Annotated in this window: 18 protein-coding genes; all 18 read left to right on the top strand. The window is 43.0% G+C overall.

Annotation, left to right across the window (positions count from 1 at the left end):
* Positions 1-32: 32 nt before the first annotated feature.
* The gene (locus WKT03_RS07665; protein WP_340391409.1) at positions 33-1,763 is read left to right on the top strand and encodes a peptidoglycan D,D-transpeptidase FtsI family protein; all 1,731 of its coding nucleotides are present in this window, start codon (positions 33-35) and stop codon (positions 1,761-1,763) included.
* A 71-nt stretch (positions 1,764-1,834) separates the two neighbouring features.
* Entirely contained in the window at positions 1,835-2,794 is a 960-nt protein-coding gene (gene mraY, locus WKT03_RS07660) for a phospho-N-acetylmuramoyl-pentapeptide-transferase (RefSeq protein ID WP_021944491.1), read from the top strand.
* Positions 2,795-2,804: 10 nt separating this feature from the next.
* Entirely contained in the window at positions 2,805-4,166 is a 1,362-nt protein-coding gene (gene murD / locus WKT03_RS07655; protein WP_117785478.1) for a UDP-N-acetylmuramoyl-L-alanine--D-glutamate ligase, read from the top strand.
* 5 nt (positions 4,167-4,171) lie between these two features.
* Positions 4,172-5,317, top strand: a complete 1,146-nt coding sequence (ftsW, locus tag WKT03_RS07650) for a putative lipid II flippase FtsW (RefSeq protein WP_021944489.1) — start codon at positions 4,172-4,174, stop codon at positions 5,315-5,317.
* A 22-nt stretch (positions 5,318-5,339) separates the two neighbouring features.
* Positions 5,340-6,104 (top strand): cell division protein FtsQ/DivIB, encoded by a 765-nt coding sequence (locus WKT03_RS07645; protein ID WP_021944488.1) that lies wholly within the window; start codon positions 5,340-5,342, stop codon positions 6,102-6,104.
* A gap of 202 nt (positions 6,105-6,306) precedes the next feature.
* Positions 6,307-7,575: a cell division protein FtsZ gene (gene ftsZ / locus WKT03_RS07640; protein WP_021944487.1), complete on the top strand. Its 1,269-nt coding sequence runs from the start codon at positions 6,307-6,309 to the stop codon at positions 7,573-7,575.
* Positions 7,576-7,716: 141 nt separating this feature from the next.
* On the top strand, positions 7,717-9,267 hold the full coding sequence (locus WKT03_RS07635; protein WP_021944486.1) for a bifunctional ADP-dependent NAD(P)H-hydrate dehydratase/NAD(P)H-hydrate epimerase: 1,551 nt from the start codon (positions 7,717-7,719) through the stop codon (positions 9,265-9,267).
* Positions 9,268-9,293: 26 nt separating this feature from the next.
* On the top strand, positions 9,294-10,460 hold the full coding sequence (gene alr, locus WKT03_RS07630; RefSeq protein WP_117785477.1) for an alanine racemase: 1,167 nt from the start codon (positions 9,294-9,296) through the stop codon (positions 10,458-10,460).
* Between the two features lie 70 nt (positions 10,461-10,530).
* Entirely contained in the window at positions 10,531-10,875 is a 345-nt protein-coding gene (locus WKT03_RS07625) for a type II toxin-antitoxin system PemK/MazF family toxin (protein WP_008402980.1), read from the top strand.
* Positions 10,876-11,088: 213 nt separating this feature from the next.
* The gene (locus WKT03_RS07620; protein WP_119962735.1) at positions 11,089-11,895 is read left to right on the top strand and encodes a hemolysin family protein; all 807 of its coding nucleotides are present in this window, start codon (positions 11,089-11,091) and stop codon (positions 11,893-11,895) included.
* Positions 11,896-11,994: 99 nt separating this feature from the next.
* Complete coding sequence (locus WKT03_RS07615; RefSeq protein ID WP_340391405.1) at positions 11,995-12,735, top strand: YebC/PmpR family DNA-binding transcriptional regulator; 741 nt, start codon at positions 11,995-11,997, stop codon at positions 12,733-12,735.
* Between the two features lie 208 nt (positions 12,736-12,943).
* Positions 12,944-14,725, top strand: a complete 1,782-nt coding sequence (locus tag WKT03_RS07610) for an ABC transporter ATP-binding protein (protein ID WP_340391403.1) — start codon at positions 12,944-12,946, stop codon at positions 14,723-14,725.
* Between the two features lie 16 nt (positions 14,726-14,741).
* Positions 14,742-16,502, top strand: a complete 1,761-nt coding sequence (locus WKT03_RS07605; RefSeq protein ID WP_340391402.1) for an ABC transporter ATP-binding protein — start codon at positions 14,742-14,744, stop codon at positions 16,500-16,502.
* A gap of 41 nt (positions 16,503-16,543) precedes the next feature.
* Entirely contained in the window at positions 16,544-17,770 is a 1,227-nt protein-coding gene (locus tag WKT03_RS07600; RefSeq protein WP_117785473.1) for an aspartate aminotransferase family protein, read from the top strand.
* A gap of 14 nt (positions 17,771-17,784) precedes the next feature.
* The gene (gene queF, locus WKT03_RS07595; protein WP_008402990.1) at positions 17,785-18,279 is read left to right on the top strand and encodes a preQ(1) synthase; all 495 of its coding nucleotides are present in this window, start codon (positions 17,785-17,787) and stop codon (positions 18,277-18,279) included.
* 12 nt (positions 18,280-18,291) lie between these two features.
* Complete coding sequence (locus WKT03_RS07590) at positions 18,292-19,626, top strand: bifunctional folylpolyglutamate synthase/dihydrofolate synthase (protein ID WP_340391400.1); 1,335 nt, start codon at positions 18,292-18,294, stop codon at positions 19,624-19,626.
* Position 19,627: 1 nt separating this feature from the next.
* Entirely contained in the window at positions 19,628-19,774 is a 147-nt protein-coding gene (locus WKT03_RS07585; protein ID WP_021944479.1) for a hypothetical protein, read from the top strand.
* A 1-nt stretch (position 19,775) separates the two neighbouring features.
* Entirely contained in the window at positions 19,776-21,152 is a 1,377-nt protein-coding gene (locus WKT03_RS07580; RefSeq protein ID WP_340391398.1) for a tetratricopeptide repeat protein, read from the top strand.
* Positions 21,153-21,169: the final 17 nt, after the last annotated feature.

Genomic DNA, 21,169 nt, shown 5'->3' with positions numbered 1-21,169 from the left:
AGATATAAGGATAAATAAATCCGGCGGGCAGAATGAAGCTTTATAGTTATAATCGGAGAAAGATATATTTTACATGTATAGCGATCGTAATGACTGCGGTTTTTCTGATGGGAAGACTTGCTTATCTGATGGTTGCAAAAGCGGATTATTATAATCGTGCAGCAACCGGGCTTCATGAAAGAGAACGAAGCATCAAAGCACCAAGAGGAAGGATATACGACAGAAATGGAAATATCCTGGCTGATAATAAAGCAGTCTGTTCCGTATCGGTCATCCACAGCCAGATTGAGGATGAAGAAGCAGTTATACAGGTTCTGAATGAATATCTGGATAAGGGAGAAGCGGAGATACGCAAAAAAGTAACCAAGGTATCATCCCGTGAATTGATCGCAACAAACGTTGCGAAGGAAACCGGAGATCAGATCCGGGAATTAAATGTTGCCGGAATTAAGGTTGACGAGGACTATAAAAGGTATTATCCTTATGGAAGCCTTGCATCCAAGGTTCTTGGCTTTACAGGAGCAGACAATCAGGGAATCGTTGGCCTTGAGGTCTGGTATAATGAGATCCTGGCAGGAGAGGACGGAAGCATTCATACAGTAACGGATGCAAAGGGAATCGAACTGCCGAATGTAAAAGAAACGAGAGTAAGTCCTGTACCGGGAGATGACCTGGTACTTTCACTGGACTTGACAATACAAAAATATGCAACACAGGCGGCTCTTTCCGTTATGGAAGAGAAGCAGGCAAAACGGGTGGCAATGATCATTATGAATCCGCAGAATGGAGAGATCTATGCCATGGTCGATGTGCCGGAATATGATCTGAACCAGCCATTTCAGTTGAACATGGATCTGGCTGGATACGAGAGTGTGACTGGCGGTGAGAAGATGGATGCGTTAAACAATATGTGGCGTAATTTTACAGTCAGTGATACGTACGAACCGGGATCGACCTTTAAGATCGTGACAGCGACAGCAGCCCTTGAGGCTGGAGCCGTATCCTTATCGGATACCTTTTACTGTCCGGGATATAAGATCGTGGAGGATCGCAGGATCCGGTGCCATAAGACGACAGGACATGGTTCGGAGGACTTCCGGCATGCACTGATGAATTCCTGCAATCCGGCATTTATGACGATCGGAGAACGGACAGGAGCCACGAATCTTTATCAGACCTATCAGAAGCTTGGATTGTTTCAGAAAACCGGGATCGATCTTCCGGGTGAGGCAAATTCCATTATGCATAAGCTTTCCGATATCGGACCGGTAGAACTGGCAACGATGTCATTTGGACAGTCCTTTCAGATATCACCGATCCAGTTTGTGACTGCTGCAGCAACCGTTATAAATGGTGGAAATAAGATCACACCACATATCGGTATGAAGGTGGTGGATGCGGAGAGTCAGGTTATGACGGAGCTTCAATATCCGGTCACCCAAGGGGCGGTCGGTAGTGAAACATCGGCGACAATGCGTGATCTGTTGGAGTCTGTTGTGGCAGAAGGCGGAGGCAGCAAGGCGCAGATCGAGGGATACCGGATTGGCGGCAAGACAGCAACCAGTGAGAAGTATCCGAGAGGAACCGGAAAATACATATCATCTTTCCTAGGATTTGCACCGGCAAATGATCCGCAGGTCATGGCATTTGTTATGATCGATGAACCGACAGGAGTATATTATGGAGGAACGATAGCAGCCCCTGTCATACAGGAGGTATTTTCCAATATCCTTCCATATCTGGGAATACCAAAAGAGGAATAAGAAAATCACCTCATACGTGAGGAAAAATATAGCCATTTCAAAATGAAATGACGGGTAAGGAGTACAAAGAAATGAACTTGGATTTTTCAATTATTTTACCGATACTTATAGCGTTTGGAATCAGCGTGGTGTTAAGCCCGATCGTGATCCCATTTTTAAAGAAACTGAAATTTGGACAGTTTGTACGAGATGATGGACCGGAAACACATCTGAAGAAATCAGGAACACCGACAATGGGCGGACTGATCATTCTGTTGAGTCTGGTGATTACCTCGTTATTTTATATGAAGGATTATCCGGATATCCTTCCGGTATTGTTTGTAACACTTGGTTTTGGTCTGATCGGATTTCTGGATGATTATATCAAAGTCGTTATGAAGCGTTCCCTGGGACTTCGTGCATGGCAGAAGATGCTCGGACAGTTTGTTGTAACAGCAGTTTTTGCATATTATATTGAGAAATATACCGAGATCAACAACGAGATCATTATTCCATTTGTCGGTAAGACAGTTGTTCTTGATAAATGGGTTTATATCGTTTTGTTATTCTTTGTTGTACTTGGAACAGTAAATGGTGCAAACTTCACAGATGGTCTGGATGGCCTTGCTTCTTCCGTAACAGCATTGATCGCTACATTCTTTACAGTTGTTGCGATCGGAACCGGATCCGGTCTTGCACCTATCTCCTGTGCAGCGATGGGAAGCTTGTTAGGATTCCTTGTATATAATGTATACCCTGCAAGAGTGTTTATGGGTGACACCGGTTCTCTTGCACTTGGCGGATTTGTAGCATCGATCGCATACATGCTGAAGATGCCATTATTTATTCTGATCGTGGCATTCATTTATTTTATAGAAGTATTATCGGTTATCATCCAGGTAGTTTCATTCAAACTGACTGGAAAACGAGTGTTCAAAATGGCACCGATCCATCATCATTTTGAGCTTTCCGGATGGCCTGAGACAAAGGTTGTATCAATATTTGCGATAGTAACAGCCGTACTTTGTGTTGTAGGTTTACTGGCTGTTTAATACGGAGGATATGAAGATGAATTTTAAAAATGCTTTAGTGGCTGGTACAGGTAAGAGCGGAATCAGTGCAGCAAAGTTGCTGATCGCTCATGGCGTAAAGGTTACGCTGTTTGATGAAAATGAAAAAAGAGATAAAAATGATCTGATGGAGAAACTCTCTCAGTCAGAACTTGTTACGATCCTGCTTGGAAAATTAACGGATGAAGTATTAAAGCAGACAGACATTATGGTTATAAGCCCGGGTATTCCGGTTGATTCTGCATTTGTAGAGGATATAAAGAAAGCAGGCATTCCGGTATGGAGTGAGATTGAACTTGCATATTATTTTGGTAAAGGAAAGATCGCTGCAATCACAGGAACAAATGGCAAGACAACGACGACGGCACTTGTTGGCGAGATCGTAAAGGCGTGGAATCCGAAGACGATTGTAGTTGGAAATATCGGTATTCCATATACCGAGCTTTGTGATACGACCGATGATGACAGTGCAACAGTGGCAGAGATCAGCAGCTTCCAGTTAGAGACGATCGTGGATTTCCATCCGAATGTCAGTGCAATCTTAAATCTGACACCGGATCATCTGAACCGTCATTATACATTTGAAAATTATGGAAATGTCAAGAAGTCGATCACAAAGAATCAGACAGAAGATGATGTGGTTGTATTAAACTATGATGATGATCATACAAGAGCAATGGCAGAGGGAATCCGTCCAAGAGTTGTATATTTCAGCAGACTGGAGAAGCCTGCAGGCGGTGTATATGTAGAGGATGGTCACATTGTGATCGAGGCAAATGGAGAGAAGATCGATGTCCTTGCATTAAAGGATCTGATCCTGCTCGGTTCCCACAATGTCGAAAATGTGCTCGCTGCAGTTGGTATCTCTTATTATATGGGAGTGCCGGTCAATGTCATTCGTGATGTTGCAGTCAGTTTTAAAGCCGTAGAGCATAGAATAGAGTATGTAAAGACAGTGGCTGGTGTGGATTATTACAATGATTCCAAGGGAACCAATCCGGATGCAGCCATCAAGGGAATTCAGGCAATGGTAAAACCGACTTATCTGATCGGTGGAGGCTATGATAAAGGCTCTACCTATGATGAATGGATCGATGCATTTGACGGAAAAGTCAGATGTTTGGTTCTGATCGGTCAGACGGCGAAGAAGATCGCAGAGACTGCCAAGAAACACGGATTCCATAATATTGTATTTGAAGACGATCTGTTAGGAGCGGTAAAATATTGTCATGAGAATGCAAAGGATGGAGAAGCAGTTCTTCTTTCTCCAGCATGTGCAAGCTGGGGAATGTTTGATAATTACGAGCAAAGAGGAAGAATGTTCAAAGAATATGTCCGCGATTTTAAGGAGTGAAATATTTGAATGACAGAAACAGGAACACAGATACAAATGAGATAGATAGCAGAAGAAAGCCGTTATGGTACAGCGGACGTTACTTTGACTATCCGCTGCTTGGCATTGTACTGGGGCTTGTTCTGTTTGGACTGGTCATGGTTTACAGCACCAGTTCCTACCGGGCAGATGAACTGTATGGTGACAGTACATATTTTGCAAAACGACAGCTTGTTTTTGAACTTGTTGCACTGTTTGGAATGTTTCTGGTATCGAAGATCGATTATCGCAGATATGCAAGATATTCCAAATATTTTCTGTATGTGGCAATGGCACTTTTAGTGCTGGTCTACATTATAGGAAGTGCGAGCCATGGATCGACCAGATGGATCTATATTGGTGCATTTGGATTCCAGCCGTCGGAATTTGCAAAGCTTGCGCTGATCGTATATACCGCAGATATCTGTACCAGAAAACCCAGAAGCCTGAATACACTGAAGGGTCTGGCGAAGATGCTTCTGCTTCCGTTTGTAACGATCATACTGATCGCGATCGAGAACTTAAGTACCGCGATCATATGCTTTGGCATTGTTGTGATCATTGTATTTGTCGCCAGTCCGAAAAAATGGCCGTTTGTGCTGATGGGGCTGATCGGAATCCTGATGTGCGTGATATTTATTGCAACAGCAGGCTATCGTGCAGATCGTATCCGTATCTGGCTTGCACCGGAAAAATACGATGATGGATACCAGACGATGCAGTCCCTTTATGCGATCGGATCCGGAGGCTTTTTTGGAAGAGGCATTGGGAACAGTATCCAGAAGATGGGATTTATACCAGAGTCCCATAATGACATGATTTTTTCCGTTATCTGTGAAGAACTTGGTTTATTTGGTGCGGCACTTGTAATCGCAATGTTTGTGGTCCTGATATACAGATGCGCACTGATCGCAATCAATTCCGGTGAACGGTTTGGAGGTCTGATCGCAACCGGTGTTATGGCACATGTTGCTGTTCAGGTATTGATCAATATCAGTGTTGTAACAAATACGATACCACCGACCGGTGTACCGCTTCCATTTATCAGTTATGGTGGGAGCTCGATATGTTTCATGCTTCTTGAGATGGGACTGGTGCTTGCTGTTGCCAGACAGATGAAGCCGGGAAGATAAAATGGATAGGAAGATATAAAAGATGCAGAATAGGAGAACAGAGAGCGAAACTGAAAAGAAAAAGGGAAGAAAGGCAGGTAAGATTCTGTTGATCATTCTTGGTGCGCTGCTGCTTATATGCCTTAGTGCCTATGTCTATATCCTGAAATGCTACAGTCTGACCAAGATACAGGTGTCCGGCAATGTGCATTATACAGAGGATGAGATCATAGATATTGTAACAAAAGGGAAAAAAGCGGATAATACCCTGTTTTTCTATCTGGACAACAGAATGCATCCGGTAGAGGATGTAACCTTTATTGATAAATTTCAGATCGAAGTGATTGGAAGACATACCATAACGATCACAGTATATGAGAAGTCCATGGCTGGTTGTGTGAGCTATATGGATCAGTATATTTATTTTGATAATGATGGCCGCGTGCTTGAAACGTCTTCCGAAAAGCTGGAGGATGTTCCGTGTATTCAGGGATTGAAATTTGACCGTATCGTTGTGGGTGAAAAACTCCCTGTAACGGACGAGGATATGTTTCAGGAGATCTTGACGATGACACAGTTGATCGATAAGAACAAGCTGTTGATCGATGAGATCCGGTTTAATAATGACAATGAGATCATCTTGTATAAGGACAAGATCAAAATAGAGCTTGGAAGCGGATCCGGGCTGGAGGACAAGCTTATGAATCTGGAAAGCATTCTTTCCAAACTGGAAGGGAAAAGTGGAACCCTGGATCTGTCGGATTATTCGGCAAGCAGTGGAAACGCTATATTTAAGGAAAATAAGTAAAATTTAAAACAAAAAGTTGTTGCGTTATTTATGAAAAAATCGTATTATTAAGATATTAATGCGATTATATAGATGTACACTCCCTGTACTTTGGGTTGCGGGTGCTAGATCTGCAGCCTGTGACTTGCTTACAGAATGAAGACAACCGGGGGAGGGAGCTGTACAGGAATTATAAAGAAATATATAGAAGGAGGAAACAACCTTGCTCGAAATAAAGTCTAACGATGAGAGAACACCAGCTAGAATACTGGTAATAGGAGTAGGTGGCGCTGGTAACAATGCAGTAAACAGAATGATTGATGAAAATGTAGAAGGTGTGGAGCTGATAGCGATCAACACGGATAAACAGGCACTTTCATTAAGCAGAGCTACAACAAAGATTCAGATTGGTGAGAAGCTGACAAAGGGACTTGGTGCAGGTGCAAAGCCTGAGATCGGTGCCAGTGCAGTTGAAGAGAATAGAGAAGAGATAGCAGATATTATCAAAGATGCCAACATGGTATTCGTAACATGTGGTATGGGTGGTGGTACCGGAACCGGTGCAGCACCTGTTGTTGCGGAGATGGCAAGGAATCTTGGTATCCTGACAGTTGGTGTTGTAACAAAGCCATTTGGTTTTGAAGGAAAGCCTCGTATGAAGAATGCGATGGAAGGAATTGCAAGATTAAAAGAGAATGTTGATACACTGATCGTTATTCCAAATGATAAGTTATTACAGATCTGTGATAAGAGAACCAGTATTCCGGATGCTTTAAAGAAAGCAGACCAGGTTCTTCAGCAGGGTGTTCAGGGTGTAACAGACCTGATCAATAAACCGGGTCTTATCAACCTCGACTTTGCAGACATCCAGACTGTTATGAGAGACAAGGGTATTGCACATATCGGTATCGGTTCCGCAAGCGGTGAGAACAAGGCTGTTGATGCGATCAAGGAAGCTATGGATTCACCATTACTGGAGACAACAGTATCCGGTGCAACCGATATTATTGTAAACTTCTCAGGAAATATTGGTATCGTGGAAGCATACGATGCAGTTACTTACCTGACTGAACAGGCCGGTGATGGTGTAAATATCATCTTCGGTACAGTTGACAATGATAACATGGGTGAGGAGATCAGCATCACGATCATTGCTACAGGCCTTGAGAAAGCAGAGACAACTACACCTGTCAGCAGATTCGCAGGAACTGCAGCTCCAAAGCTTGATACAGTTAATACAACATCATTTGGAGAAGCAAGAAAGACAACACCTACTTATGGTGGACAGGCACTTGGTGGATCATCTTCCATCCGTCCTACTTTCCTGTCAGATGCAGGAGCAGCATCACAGACAGCAAAGCCGGTAGTTCCAAATACAACAAGAACAGCCGCTCCGGTTGAGCCGCATGTAGCTCCGTCTCCAAAACCGGCAAGACCGACTGTACAGTCAAATGACAGTATCAGAATACCGGAATTTTTAAAGAAAAGATAAATAGCAGAGATGCGGACAGATATGTATATGTACGGATGCCATGGCGATATTGCCATGGCATTTGTGCAATAAGCTGTTATGTAGAAATAATATCTGCATCAGTTAATGGATATAAAAATCATAACATGGAAGGAGACAGATATGAGATTCCTGGCAACCGGAGAGGAAATGCAGAAGATCGATCAGATCTCCATTGAACAGATTGGAATTCCCGGTCTGGTGTTGATGGAACGTGCAGCACTTGCTGTAACAGAAGAAATAGAAAAAAGATTTTCACGGATAAAAACAGGAGAACATGATACCGGACGGACAGCATATACCAGGATCCTTGTTGTAACAGAACGCGGCAATAATGGAGGGGACGGTCTGGCTGTAGCAAGGATGCTGGCGGAAAAAGGATATCTGGTAGATGTGTACTGTATCGGACAGGTTAGCAGAGCAACAGAGAGTTATAAGGTTCAGGAGAGTATACTTGGACAGCTTGGGATTAAGATTACAGAGGATTTCCCGAATGGAGAATATGATGTAATCGTAGATGCAATCTTTGGAGTTGGATTAAAGCGTGACATAGAAGGAATCCATAAAGAGGTCATTGATCATATCAATGATATGCCGGCATATGTGGTAGCAGTAGATATCCCATCCGGTATATCGGCTACGACCGGACGGGTAATGAATGTTGCAGTAAAGGCGGATCTTACAGTAACAATGGGGTTAATGAAGGTCGGTATGACCGTTTATCCGGGACATGGATATTGTGGAGAGATCCTTGTAAAAGATATCGGATTTCCGGATAAGGCAGTTGATATGGTGATGCCGGAGATATTTACATATAATGAAGGGGATCTGAACCGGCTGAATAAACGAAGACCGGATGGAAATAAAGGAACCTTTGGAAAAGTTGCAGTCATAGCCGGCAGTCGGGAGATATCGGGAGCGGCCTGTCTTGCGGCATCAGCAGCCTACCGGGTTGGAAGTGGTATGGTAAAGGTATATACCCATAAGGATAACAGAGTGATTGTCGGGGGATATCTGCCGGAAGCATTGATGATGACATATCAGGATGAGAAAACAGCAGTTATCTGTGCGGAGAATGCATGTGCATGGGCAGATATCATTCTGATCGGACCGGGTATCGGAACCGGAAAAGAAGCGGAATGTATGCTTAAGACAGTGCTGGAGAATTTCAAAGGAACGATCGTTGTTGATGCAGATGGACTTAATCTTTTGTCAGCACATAAGGAGCTGCTTGCAGCAGGGGAAATCAGCAGACAGACAGGGAATATAGCACTTGTTATCACCCCTCATGTAAAAGAAATGTCCAGACTGACAGGAAAGACAGTGACTGAATTAAAAGAAGCACCGGTTCGTGAGTGCAGGACATTTGCGGAAGCAGAAACACTCGTGTGTGTATTAAAAGATGCAAGAACCTGTGTCAGTGACGGAGGCGTGCATACTTACATGAACACTTCGGGAAATGATGGTATGGCAACAGCAGGTTCAGGGGATGTTCTTGCCGGAATGATTGCAGGGCTATCTGCCGGTGGAATATCTCCGACAGAGGCAGCAAGACTTGGGGTGTATATACACGGGCTTGCAGGGGATCGTGCAAAGAAACGGTATGGAAAGGCGGCTATAACCGCCGGCAGTCTGATCGATGAGATCGGTCCGATCATGAGTTCTTATGTATAAAATATAATAGGCAGAGGCGCAGACAAATGAATAAATATAGAAGAATAGAAGCAGATATCAATCTGGATAATATCAGAGAAAATATAAAAATGATGAAGGCATGTGTGCCGGAGAGTATGAAGATGCTTGCCGTGATCAAGGCAGATGCCTATGGCCACGGAGCAGTAGAGGTTTCAAGAGCCCTTTCTGATCTGGCAGACTTTTATGCGGTTGCCTGTATTGATGAGGCGGTAGAGCTACGTCATGCAGGATGTGAGAAGCCGTTGTTGATACTTGGATATACAGACCCATCAGAGTATGATGAACTGATCACATACGATGTAAGACCTGCGATGTATGATAAAGCTGAATGTGCCATTCTCTCAGATGATGCGGTAAAGAAAGGATCAAAAGCAAAGATCCATATCAAGATGGATACCGGTATGAGCCGGATCGGCTTTCAGTGTGATGATGCAGGTATCAATGATATCGTGGAGATCGCGCATATGCCGGGAATTGAGATCGAGGGAATATTTACACATTATTCAAAGGCGGACGAATACGATAAAACAGCTGCAAATGGACAGCTTGCGTTATTCCGGTCTGTGATCCGCAGATTAGAAGAACGGGGTATATCGATTCCTGTAAAGCATATATCAAACAGCGCAGGAATCATGGAGATGGATAATGAAGGCTTTGATATGGTAAGATCCGGTATCGTAACATACGGACTATATCCATCGGATGAAGTCGATCATTCGATCGCGGCACTTAAGCCGGCAATGGAACTACTTGCCAAGGTAGTTCATGTGAAGGATGTGAAAGCAGGAACAGGTATCGGCTATGGATGGACATTTGTCGCACCGCATGATATGAGAATAGCAACCGTGTCTGCCGGTTATGCTGACGGATATCCAAGAGCACAGTCCAATATCGGGCGTGTGATCATTCATGGTAAGTATGCACCGATCACCGGACGTGTCTGTATGGATCAGTTTATGATCGATGTAAGTGATATACCGGAGACGTCAGTCGGTGATACAGTTGTTCTGATCGGAAAATGCGGAGATAAAGAGATCACGGTGGAAGAAGTTGCGGAACCAGCAAACAGCTTCAACTATGAACTGATCTGTAATATCGGAAGACGTGTACCAAGAGTCTATATTAGGGATGGAAAAGAAGTCGGGGAAGTGAATTATCTACGTCGGAACTGAATATCATAGAATAGAATTGGAAATACTTTTCACAACAGAAGATATTAATAAATAAATGGAGTGAAAAGAATTGGTAATCAGAAGAGGCGATATATTTTATGCTGATTTACGGCCTGTCGTTGGTTCGGAACAGGGAGGAGTCAGACCGGTACTTATCATACAAAATGAAGCGGGAAATAAACACAGTTCTACTGTGATCTGTGCAGCGATCACCAGCAAGATGAACAAGGCGAAGCTGCCTACACATGTTGAGATTGATTCCAGCCGGTATGATCTGGCAAAGGATTCGGTTGTTCTGTTGGAACAGGTGCGTACGATCGATAAACAGAGATTAAAAGAAAAAGTATGCCATATGGGAGATGACATTCTGAAAAAGGTAGATATTGCGTTAAAGATCAGTCTGGATCTATATTGATCTTTGTGACATGAAAATTGCAGACATTGTATAATCATACAGTTATACAGATTTCCATACGAATACGGATTATACAGATTCTCATATGAAAAAATTGACGAATGTTGGAATTAATGATATATTTCCATTATATTTGCATTCGTGTGGAATTAATTATGAATGCAGAATGAAACGAACAGGAGAGGTGATTTGTAGACAGAGACTGTCTGGTATATGAAATTATTTAATAACAGAAAAGCTGATGAAGAAAAAGTTGAGGAAGAGATTATTTCCATGGTCAATGAGGGCAATGAACAGGGACTCATTCATGATGACGAAGTAGAGATGATCACAAATATTTTTGAATTCAGTGAGAAAGAAGTCCGGGATGTTATGACTCCGCGTTCCGATGTAGTTGGAATCGACAAACATACCACAATGGATGAAACGATCAAGATCATGCTGGAGAATAATTATTCCAGATATCCGGTGTTTGATGATGATCTGGACAATATAGTCGGAATCCTTTATTTTAAGGATTTCGTAAAAGCGTATCTGCAGGATAAGAACCAGACGATCGAACAGATCATGGTTGAGCCGACATTTGTGCATCCGACAAAGAATATATCGGAATTATTCAAACGGATGCAGAAAGAGAAAATCCATATGGTTATTGTGGTGGATGAGTATGGTCAGACAGAAGGCATCATAGCGATGGAAGATATTCTGGAAGAAATTGTCGGCAATATTTTTGATGAATACGACGATGATGACGATGATATTGCACTTGCGGGTCATGGATATATCGTGGGCGGCAGAGCAGAACTGGATGAATTGTCAGAACATCTGGGAATTGAGTTTCCGGATGAGGATTTTCAGACACTGAACGGGTTTATGCTGTATGAACTGGGAAGGCTCCCTTATGAGAACGAAAAAATAGATATTACATATAAGGGATATAATTTTGAGACCATTGGGATCAAGGATAAGATGATCGATAAGGTGCGGATAACCAAGGTTGAAAATGAAAATCAGGTATGATATTATAAATCAGTTGGGCTTATAAAGCTTCAAAAAAGAAACCGATATCCGAAAATGGATATTCAAAAGATAGAATCACAGAGTTAAGGAGTAAAAAAAATGTCAGGACATTCAAAATTTGCAAATATTAAACATAAGAAAGAAAAGAACGATGCTGCAAAGGGTAAGATCTTTACCATTATCGGTAAGGAAATTGCAATCGCTGTAAAAGAAGGTGGTGCAAACCCTGATAACAACAGTAAGCTTCGTGATGTAATCGCAAAGGCAAAGGCAAACAATATGCCAAACGATACGATCAAGCGTGGTATCGACAGAGCAGCAGGTGATGCAAACTCCGTAAATTATGTTGCTAATACATACGAAGGATATGGTCCGAACGGTACAGCGATCATCGTGGATACTCTTACAGATAATAAGAACAGAACGGCAGCAAATGTAAGAAACGCCTTTACAAAGGGCGGCGGAAACGTAGGAACGACCGGTTGTGTATCTTATATGTTTGATAATAAAGGACAGATCATTATCGATAAAGAAGAATGTGATCTGGATGCAGATGATCTTATGATGATGGCACTGGATGCCGGAGCTGAGGATTTTAGTGAAGAGGAAGACAGCTTTGAGATCATCACAACACCGGATGATTTCTCAGCAGTCAGAGAGGCTCTTGAAAAAGAGGGAATCAAGATGGCAGAAGCAGAGCTTACCATGATCCCACAGAACTATGTAGATCTGACAGATCCTGAGGTTGTAAAGAAGTTTACAAGAATTCTGGATCTCTTAGATGAAGATGATGATGTACAGGCCGTATATCACAATGCAAATCTTCCGGATGAGGAATAATTATATCGTTCATGCCATTTGTGCATGAAAGAATTTTCACAGAATCCATATGCAATTTTATGTAAGAGGTTGTGGAGATTCTACCATATATGTATGCCAGGCAGGCAGCAGGACGGCAGAAAGCCGTTTGGCAGCACGCCTGGCATATGGTATGTTAAAAACAAATGCAGAGAGCATATACATTTTACAACAAGAGTAGGAGAGTAGAATGAAGGGAATATTAAGATATTTACGGGATTATAAAAAAGAATCGGTTCTGGCACCATTATTTAAAATGCTGGAAGCCTGTTTCGAACTGCTGATCCCGATCGTAATGGCACATATTATCGATACCGGTATTAAGAATCAGGACATGGGGTATGTTCTTCGGATGTGTCTCGTTATGATCGCACTTGGTATCATTGGACTGAGCTGTTCACTGACAGCACAGTATTTTTCCGCAAAAGCAGCGACCGGATTCGGAACGGCACTTCGAAGTGATCTGTTCCGTCATATCACAAGTCTTTCTTATAATGAGATCGATACGATCGGAACATCGACACTGCTTACTCGAATGACCAGTGATATCAACCAGATCCAGACAGGTGTCAATCTGGTGCTCCGTTTGTTCTTACGTTCTCCGTTTATCGTATTCGGTGCGATGATCATGTCATTTACGATCGATGTTAAATCTGCTATGACCTTTGTGGTTACGATACCGGCATTATCGATCGTTGTATTCGGAATTATGCTTGTCAGCATTCCATTATTTAAGAAGGTACAGGCAAGACTGGATAAGGTCATGCTGCTGACCCGAGAGAATCTGGAAGGTGCCCGTGTGATCCGGGCATTTAACAGACAGCAGAAAGAGGTTGATGAATTCGATAAATCGACCGATGATCTGATGGATATTCAGTTGTATGTCGGAAGAATCTCGGCATTCTTAAATCCTGTCACATATGTGATCATCAATCTTGCAACCGTTGCGATCATCTGGATCGCAGCCGGACAGACCGATATCGGTATCCTGTCACAGGGTAAGGTTGTTGCATTGATCAACTACATGTCACAGATCTTAGTTGAGCTTGTAAAGCTTGCCAATCTGATCATTAACATCACAAAGTCGATCGCATGTGCAAAGAGAATCAATGTTGTATTTGATACAAAGCCGTCAATTACAGATGACGAAAAAGGCTCTGCTTCGCCAGAAGCACAGAAGGCATCCGGACAGGGTGTTCCTAAGGTGGTATTTGACAACGTAGCCTTACGGTATGGTAAAGCATCGGAAGATTCACTGACCGGTATATCCTTTACGGCAAAAGCAGGAGAAACAATCGGTATTATCGGTGGTACCGGTTCCGGTAAGAGTTCTCTGGTCAACCTGATCCCGAGATTCTATGATGCCACCGGTGGTGCGGTTAAGATCGATGGTGTGGATGTAAAGGACTATGATCTCCGCTCCCTTCGAATGAAGGTAGGTGTGGTTCCGCAGAAGGCAGTTCTGTTCCAGGGAACGATCGCCGAGAATATCCGCTGGGGTAAAAATGATGCAACGGAAGAAGAGATCAATGAGGCACTTACGATCGCACAGGCAAAAGAATTCGTTGATCAGAAAACAGATGGCATGAACTTTAAGATCACACAGGGTGGCAAGAACTTATCCGGTGGACAGAAGCAGCGTCTTACGATCGCAAGAGCAGTTGTAAGAAAGCCTGAGATCCTGATCATGGATGACAGTGCATCGGCACTTGACTTTGCAACAGACGCAGCCCTTCGTCGTGCGATCAAAGAGCAGACAAAGGGTATGACCGTATTTATCGTTTCCCAGCGTGCATCAACGATCATGGGAGCCGATCAGATCATCGTATTAGATGATGGACAGGTTGCAGGTATCGGAACCCACGAAGAATTGTTACAGTCCTGTGAGGTATATCAGGAGATCTGTCAGTCACAGTTATCGGCAAATGAAGTATCCGGTAAAAAGACTTCTGCCGGAAATGCAATGGCATAGGAAGGAGGAAGCGACAATGAGTAAAAAAGAAAAAAGTACGTCTGTCAATAAGAAAACACTTGGCAGAATATTAAAGTATATCAAACGATACAGCTTCTTAGTTGTCCTTTCCCTGATCTGTGCAGCGATATCCGTTGTTCTGACCTTATACGCACCGATCATTACCGGACATATGGTAGATAAGATCGTCGGAAAAGGAGCCGTTGATTTCGGAGCATTAAAGACACTGGCAATCCGTTTTGTGATCGTAGTTGCGGTTACGGCTATCTGCCAGTGGATCATGAATATATTGAATAATAAAGTTACCTATCATGTTGTAAATGATGTCCGTACATCTGCATATAAGAAGTTAGAACAGCTTCCGTTATCCTATGTGGATTCTCACACCCATGGTGATATCGTAAGCCGTGTGATCGCAGATGTAGACCAGTTTTCAGATGGTCTGCTGATGGGCTTTACACAGTTATTTACCGGTGTTATGACTATCGTTGGAACTCTTTGTTTCATGTTATCGATTAACGCTGTGATCACGGTTGCAGTTGTTGTGATCACTCCGGCATCCCTGTTTGTTGCAGCATTTATCGCAAAGAAAACCTACCATATGTTCAGAAAACAGGCAGAGATCAAAGGTGAGATGACCTCACTTGTTAATGAGATGGTAGAAAACCAGAAGGTTGTAACAGCCTTCTCCATGGAAGAAAATGTAAATGACAGCTTTAACGAAGTAAATAAGAGATTGAATAAGGCCGGACTGGATGCGACCTTCTTCTCATCCATCACCAATCCATGTACCCGTTTTGTAAATAGCTTAGTATATACCGGTGTTGGTATCATCGGTGCGGTCATGGCGATCAAGGGAAGAATATCAGTTGGTCAGCTTACCAGTTTCTTAAGCTATGCAAACCAGTACACAAAGCCATTTAATGAGATCTCAGGTGTCGTAACGGAGCTTCAGAATGCACTTGCATCCGCAGCTAGAGTATTTGAGCTGATCGATGAAGAACCGGAGATCGCAGAGCCTGAAGATGCCTATGTGATCGAGAAAGCAGATGGACAGGTAGATCTGTCTCATGTGGATTTCTCATATAATAAAGATGTAGAACTGATCAAGGATCTGAACCTGAAGGTAGAACCGGGCAAGCGTGTAGCAATCGTCGGACCGACCGGATGTGGTAAGAGTACCGTTATCAATCTTTTAATGAGGTTCTATGATGTAGATGCCGGAGCCATTTCTGTAGATGGTCATGATATCCGTCAGGTAACGAGAGAGAGCCTTCGTGATAACTATGGTATGGTTCTTCAGGAAACCTGGTTAAAGACCGGAACGATCAAGGAGAACATCGCATACGGAAGACCGGATGCGACGGATGAGGAGATTATAGAAGCAGCAAAACAGTCCCATGCACATAGCTTTATCAAACGTCTGCCGGAGGGGTATGATACCATGATATCAGAGGATGGAGGAGGACTGTCACAGGGACAGAAGCAGCTCTTATGTATTACCAGAGTTATGCTTGATCTGCCACCGATGCTGATCCTTGATGAAGCAACATCATCGATCGATACAAGAACCGAGATCCGGATCCAGCGTGCATTTGCGAAGATGATGAAGGGAAGAACGAGCTTTGTCGTAGCGCATCGTTTGTCAACGATCAAAGAATCTGATATTATACTGGTTATGAAGGATGGACATATCATAGAGCAGGGTAATCATGAATCACTTTTAGCACAGAAAGGGTTCTATTACACCCTTTACAATTCACAGTTTGCACATTAGTAGGAACTAAAAATTTGTATTTATATAAAGGAGACAGGAAGATGAAAGTTAGTGAAAGCGGATATACAAAAGACGAATTACTTGACATAGTAGACAAATACCTCGCTGAGCAGTCCAGAAGATGGAATTTTATTGAAGAAAAGGGAGACGGCATGTATGTGTATGATGAGGAAGGAAATGAATATCTTGACTTCTTCGGCGGCATCGCAGTAAACAGTACCGGTAACTGTAACAAGAAAGTTGCGGCAGCAATCGCAGACCAGTGCCAGAATGTGATCCATGCATCCAATTACGCATATACACTTCCTATGATCCTGCTTGCAAAGAAGATTTGTGAGACGATCGGTATGGAGAAGGTTCTGTTCCAGAATTCAGGAACAGAGACAAATGAAGCAATGATCAAGATGGCAAGAAAATACGGAACCGATCATTACGGACCGGAGCATTATCATATCGTTACAGCCATTAACAGCTTCCATGGCAGAACCTATGGAGCGTTATCAGCAACCGGACAGCCGGACAATGCATGTCAGATCGGTTTCAAGCCGATGCTTCCGGGCTTCACATATGCAGAGTTCAATAATCTTGAGGATTTCAAGAACAAATGTACCAAAGACACAGTTGCAATCATGGTAGAGCCTGTTCAGGGCGAGGGTGGTGTATATCCGGCAACGGAGGAATTCTTAAAAGGACTTCGTGCTTACTGTGACGAGACCGGCATCCTGTTGTTATTCGATGAGGTACAGACCGGATGGGGCAGATGCGGAGATACGATGGCATTTATGACCTATGGAGTGAAGCCTGATATGGTATCTATGGCAAAAGCGATCGGCGGCGGTATGCCGATCGGCGCACTTTGTACATCAGCAGAGCTTGCAAGTGCATTTACACCGGGGGCACACGGTTCTACTTATGCAGCCAATCCTGTATGCTGTGCAGCCGCACTTGCAGAGATCGATGAGATCTTAGACAATCATCTTGCGGAGAATGCAAAAGAGACAGGAGCTTATTTTGCAGAACAGCTTTATTCCCTTCCGTATGTGAAGGAAGTACGCGGACGCGGACTTCTGGTTGGCGTTGAATTCACCAAACCAATCGCAAACGAAGTAAAGCATCTGGCTGTTGAGAACAGACTGTTGATCACAGCGGTAAGACCAAATGTGATCCGTATGGCACCGCCACTGATCGTAACAAAGGAACAGTGCGATAAGGCTGTTCAGATCCTGATTAAATGTGTGTCAGAGGCAGCAGAAGAAGCAGATGCATAAGGAGGTAACAGAAGATGGGAAGAACCGCAGAAGAAATGGAAGATGTAACACTTCTCGGCAATAAGAATGTAAAATACAGCATGGACTATGCACCGGAGATGTTACAGACCTTTATTAATAAACATCAGGACAATGATTATTTTGTCAAGTTCAATTGTCCGGAATTTACCAGCTTATGTCCGATCACGGGACAGCCGGATTTTGCAACCGTATATATATCCTATGTTCCGGATGTGAAGATGGTAGAGAGCAAGTCTTTAAAATTATATTTGTTCAGTTTCAGAAATCACGGAGATTTCCATGAGGACTGCATGAACATTATCATGAAGGATCTGATCAAATTGATGGATCCGAAATATATTGAAGTCTGGGGCAAATTCACTCCGAGAGGCGGTATCTCGATCGATCCATATTGTAATTACGGAAGACCTGGAACAAAATGGGAAGAAGTTGCATGGAACAGAATGTCAAATCATGACCTGTATCCGGAAAAGATAGATAACAGATAGGCGGAATGTCAGATGAATTACAGTGAAACAGTTGAGTATATCCTAAGCATTCCACTGTTCGCACAGAAGATTGGCACAGAGAATCTTGCCAGTCTTCTTGAACGTTTAGGGAATCCGCAGGATAAGAGCAAAGTGATCCATATAGCAGGAACAAACGGTAAGGGATCAACGGCAAAGGCACTTGCTACGATACTGATGCATGCAGGCTTTCATGTAGGATTGTTTACATCACCGCATCTTGTCTCGATCAATGAGCGGATCCGATATGATGATGAAATGATATCGGATGAAGATTTTACATGGGCGTTTGAGCAGGTGCGGAAGAAGTTCATCGTTCATCCATCTTTCTTTGAAGTGATGTTTGCGATGGCGGCTGTTTATTATGAGAAGAAGCAGCCGGATTATGTGATTTATGAGACCGGAATGGGTGGCAGGCTGGATGCAACTAATGTCGTAAGACCGGAGCTTTGCATCATCACATCGGTAGGACTTGATCATATGGAATATCTTGGAGATACGATCGCTAAGATCGCAGGAGAGAAAGCAGGGATCATCAAACCGTCAGTTCCGGTCGTATATTTCAAGCGGGATGCGGTTTCGTCTGGAATCATAGAGACTCATGCAAAAGAATTGGATTCTGCCGTAACAGCAGTCGAAAAATCAAACTATATAATAAATGAAATAGATGATAAAACCATTGATTTTTCATTTCATAATCGGTATTATAATTATGACCATTTGAGGATACCGAAAACGTCTCTTTATCAGGTCGAAAATACCTGCCTTGCAGTTGTTTCTTTTGATATCCTGATGCAGATCAGGGATATAGAATATGGGAAAAATGCAGGTGCTGATGTCAGGATAGAGCAGGCAGTCAGAAGCGGATTACTTGATTTTTCATGGGAAGGCAGGATGGAGGAGATCGCACCGGATCTGTTTGTAGATGGTGCACATAATCCGGAAGCAGTCGAATGTTATTGCAGAACACTTCGGACGCTTTATACGAAGAAAAAGAAGATCCTGGTCTTTGCAGCAGTAAAGGACAAGGACTATGATACGATGATACGGGATCTGACAGAAGCACTTTCGTTTGAGAAGATCATAGTTACAAGTGTAGATAATAAACGGAAGGCGCCGGTCTCTCTGATTGCAGACAGGTTCCGGAATTACACAGGACATACGGTGGAGGCATATGAGGATATTGCAGAAGCAATGGATGCCGCCATCCGCTATAAAGAACAGATCACAGATTCAGCAGTCTATTGTGTGGGTTCTCTTTATCTGGTGGGAGAAGTCAAACGCTGGCTTCAGAAGATAAAAGAGAAATCTGCGAATATGGAGGAATAGTATGATAAACTTTGATGAAGAAGTAAAAAAATTCAGACCGACTCTGGAAGTAGACCAGGCAGAAGATGCCATTTATCATAATGATCTGAAGGATATCTCAGATATTATGCAGGAGATGCTTCGTGTAGCAAAGGAAACGGAGAAATAATATGGCAGACGTACTGAATTGTAAGCATTGTGGCGGTAAGATCCTTGTTACCGGATATTGCAGCCAATGTGGGTTAAAGAGTGAATTTGTAAATAAGGCACTGAACACATCCAAATATTATTATAATATTGGTCTGGATAAAGCCAGAGTCCGTGATATGAGTGGTGCAGAAGATGCATTAAAGACAGCCCTTAAATATGACAAGTTGAATATTGATGCCAGAAATCTGCTGGGGCTTGTATATTATGAAACCGGTGAAGTTGTTCTGGCATTAAGCCACTGGGTCATCAGTGTGAATTATTTCAGCGGACGAAATGTTGCAAAACGTTATATCAAAGAGGTGAAGGGCAATCCACACAAGCTTGAAACAACGAACAATGCAGCAAGAAAATACAATCAGGCAGTAAACTATGCCAGACAGGGCAGTAAGGATCTTGCATTTATCCAGCTTCGAAAAGTCTTATCGGATAATCCGAAGTTTGTAAATGGTTATCTGCTGATGGCACTTCTACTGATCGATGATAACAAATATGATAAGGCAAGAAAAGCATTAAAACGTGTCATCAAGATCGACAGAACCAATCCCCTGGCTGTCCGCTATTTCAATGAGATGGGGCATACGGATGAGGAGATCATGAGCTTTCGTGATTATCCGGATGATGATTATGATGCGGATCTGCTGTTTGTGGAAGACCAGCCACGGGCATATGTGGAATCCGATAATGTTGACCGGAATGGAAGACCGACTCCGGTTGGCAGATATAAGGATATTAATTTCTACAAATATTCGCTTGCCTATGTTCTGGCAGGACTGGTATTGGGACTGACTGTCATGTGGTTCCTTGTTATGCCACAGCATAATAAGAATGCAGATGATGAGAGCAGAAATGTTAAGATTGCCTACAGCGAAGAGATTGCCAATAAGAATACCAAGCTTTCCTCTCTGCAGGATGAGGTTGATTCCCTGACAACAAAGAATAAAGATCTTACGAAGCAGGTCGCAGATTATGAGGAAAAAAGCAAGGCAGATATATCAGATACGGATAAGGTTACGATGCAGCTTGCCATGAAGTATTATAATGATACCCAATATGATAAGGCAATGACAGAGATCGACAAGGTGCTGGAGACCAGCCCGGATTATGATGTTGCTCTGTATTATAAAGCTCTGTGCTATCTGGGTACGGAGGATGAGGATAAGGCCCAAGAAGCCTTTGATACATTTATCCAGAAATGTCCAAATTCTATTTATTATACAGTTGCAGTAGCATTGTCTGGTGCAGACACAACGAGTGGAAAAACAGATGATGGAGGCAGCACGACAGAAGGCAGTTCGGAAGGAACAACGGAATCCGATATGGATCCGACAAATGAATAAAAAGAAATCAAGATCAT

The organism is Coprococcus sp. HCN-4056, assembly GCF_037892645.1.
Classification (GTDB): domain Bacteria; phylum Bacillota; class Clostridia; order Lachnospirales; family Lachnospiraceae; genus Coprococcus; species Coprococcus ammoniilyticus.
This window is presented reverse-complemented; position numbering and strand designations above follow the sequence as displayed.